The organism is Paenibacillus sp. P4_A7, assembly GCF_056402455.1.
On record NZ_JBFUHJ010000550.1, the window covers coordinates 1 to 3,347 of the forward strand.

A 3,347-nucleotide genomic window follows, 5' to 3' on the forward strand; every position below is an offset into this window, starting at 1 on the left:
TTTCGGCATTCGGTACATATTCTTGACATTGCACATTGCCAAGAATATGTACCGATAAAACAAAAAAACCGCGATTTACGCGGTAATTAATCGGCTCATATTCTTGTCATCCGACACTTTCACTACATAAAAAAAAGCCTGATTCCTCAGGCATTTACATTTAAAATTATGTAGGCACATTTGTGTCATTGGACAATATCATCTCTTTGTTGTCGGATGACAAATGACAAGAACTTTATCTCATTCCCAATTAGTATAAATCAAGTATCAAACTTCGCCTAACAGGCAACCAGTGGAATAACAAGAAAAGGAGCTCTCGTCACCGTGACGACAAGAGATCCTTCTTCAATTGTTGCTTCACTGGCCTACTGAAATTAAAATGTCCGGTTTGACCGGATGCGTACTGGTTACATCGAGTTGCTAGGAATTCCATAAAGTTTGCCCTGATACTCGTGGATGTTCATCCAAACCTTAAATATTATCAAAGGGGTCGACAATTGTATCTCTTCGAGCATCTCTCTCATAGTAAGAGGCTAATTGCCTAAGTGTGTCTGCTAATCGATGATAACCGGAAATCTCAATTTCATTTGCCTGCCTTAAATACTGTTCTGCAAGTGCTTGCTCTTCCTTTCCTCCTGACAGTGAATAAACGCCCCTAGATCTCAACAGTTTACTTCTAAAACCCTCTCGCATACTTGCTGCATCTTTCTCGTTTAACACCAACGCCGCAGACTTATGCATCCATAGCCCTTCTGGATCTTGCGGCGTATGAACTAGAACCTCTCCAATTATAGAAAGAGCAACGTCGAAATATCCTGATTCGATACTGAGTTTCTTGACCTCTTCAATCCATTGGAGAAGAAAGTCTCCATCAAAGTTATTTTGTACCATACCCGGCGGTGTTTTCCATGCTTCCAGTAATCTGTATGCGTTTGTAGCAAGGCCTCGCTTTTCCTCTGTAATATCTTCGAATGCCTGTTCATCAATCTTTGTGGGTGACGCTAAAGTAATCACATAGTAAAAGAATGAAGGATCATTTGACAGCTTATGTTCTAATGTCCTTGGGTGTGCTCCTGGGTAATTGACAAGTAGTCTCAACAATTGCCATTCAAGACCAGCAAGCTCATCCATATCCACTTGATCATCTTTTTGTAATGCTGTAATAATCTCCACAACATCGTTTTGATCAAGTGATTTAAAGATTTCTGGAACACTTACTAGTGCTGTAAGAGTACGAATAGCCTGGTGATTATTAATAGTCCCATTATTATGAAGTAACATATTTAAACATTGGGTCGCTAGATGAGGTCGTTTATATTCAACTAATCGATCTATAGCCCACTCTAAATTACTTGATGCTTCGTAAGGATTCACATTAATAGTTGACCAATATAGCTCTTGATTATCGTTTAAAAGGTTAAGTACTCTTTCCCATGTTTCATTACAAAATGGGAGGTATGCAAGGAACTGAGCAATTTCGGTCTGTTCCCAAGTTGACATATCAATGTGGTCAACCCACTCCCATCCCTTTGCATAAAAAACTTCCCAAACGTATCCATGACTAAACTGGGATATTGCTGTCTCGCCGGATTTGATTAATTGGGGTAAGACCTTAGTTTCAATTTCCTGATTATTAAGCATACCTGTGCTAGTACCAACGAACCTTGGATGATTAACTGACCTCGCAAAATCTAGTACCAGTTCTACTCCACCAAACGAGAATATCTCGCTAATCGCCAACCGCCTGCGTTCTTGTATTAATTTTCTCTGTTCTTCGTACTCACCCAATTTTTCAAACAAATTCGAGTCATATTCATTGAATAGTCTCTGATATCGAAGAGCTGGTTCTTCTGGTGCTAGTGCATCTGCTATTGAAACAAGCCTACTTATTATCTCCGCATCCATAGCCCATATGGCATCAGAAAATTTTTGGTGCTTCTGAATTACTTGTAGAAGCACATTCCACACTTCTAATCGATCAGTTGCAGATTGAAAAATCAATTCACTTGAACTTAGGAAAGCTAACAACGCTTCTCTTGGTACGTCAGGAAGGTCAGATATTCTTTGAATAAAATCAATTAGGTTAGTGTGTTCTTTCTTGGCTACATTCATTGCTAGACCGGCATACTCAAAAACCTGTTCATCATATTCCTGTTTATTAACTCTACTCGTCCAGTCTTCAGGGATCCATTTACGCCAAGACGGTTTATGTGTGCCTGATGAGGAGCTATGAAGTTTAGGAAGCAGAGTCAAAAGTAATTTCCATGCAACTTCTGGAACTTCTCTCATAAGAATTTCGACTGCTGCTTTTCTCGTTTGAAGATTCGCAGTCGTTTGAGGGAACCATGGAAGTAGTATTGTTGTAAGAGAATTTGAGGGTCTATTTGCCCACTTGCCTCCAGGATCTATTTGTGCAAGTTCACCCAGAATAACTACCACCTTTGTGAGGTAGCGAGCATCCCAAGCAATTGTCTCTAACGACCAAAGCAGCCCAGACATGTAACTCCGGCCTGTAAGCCCTTGTGTTTCTTGAGCATATATTTTTTCAAAAGGGCAGGAACTACTATTTATTGCTTGCTCAACTGCTTCGAGAAACTCCTCTGGTGCCGCTTCCGCAAGTAATGGTAAGAGCTCGGTAAGGCTTGCCCAGAGTACCCAATCTGCATTATTCAATACTACTTTCACAATGTGCCTAGCTATTGAATCCGCTTTGCCAGTACTGGATGACCTAAGTGCCTCTGGAAGGCTGCCAAGTAGCGCAAGCGTTTCTGATATCCCTCTTCTAAGCAAAGTCGAATGCCTCATTGTCTTTCCGTAAATACTCGCCATAAATCGGTTCTCGGGAGCTATGTCAAACTTTGGATCAACCTGTGTAAGTAAAGATATTGCTACTTCTTTAAACCTATCGAGATGTTCATCAAATAGCCGCGGGCCTAGCGCGTACCATCCCTCATATCGCAAGACTKATCTCCAGTTCCCCTCTTTCAGAATAAAAGGACTATCTGTACGAAGCGAAATACCACGGATTTTTACGATCCAATCTCCATAAGGAATTCCTGATATTTTCTCTACAATTGCTTTATCTTCCTCATTATTTTCCGACCAAGAGCTTATCAAGGTAGTAATCGCAAGATCAGCAACTTCAGGGCCCTGAGCCCATTCCGGAACTAGAGAGATGTGTTTAAGACGTCTAAGTAAAGAACTTAAGTTGCCATGACTTATTTGAGCGAAAGATCTCGCCCGTTCTTCATTATATCCGGCCTGTACCAATGACTCTTTTAATTGATAAACTTTAGGATTAGGTATTGTTGTTCTATTAGGGTGAGGTATTCCTCCTGGCATTCCAC

1 protein-coding gene is annotated in these 3,347 nt (G+C 40.7%); it reads right to left on the bottom strand.

Going from position 1 to position 3,347, the window contains the following annotated elements:
- Window positions 1-471: 471 nt before the first annotated feature.
- Window positions 472-3,347, bottom strand: a 2,876-nt coding sequence (locus AC1DWN_RS30775) for a hypothetical protein (protein WP_477562665.1), incomplete at its 5' end; no start/stop codon positions are given.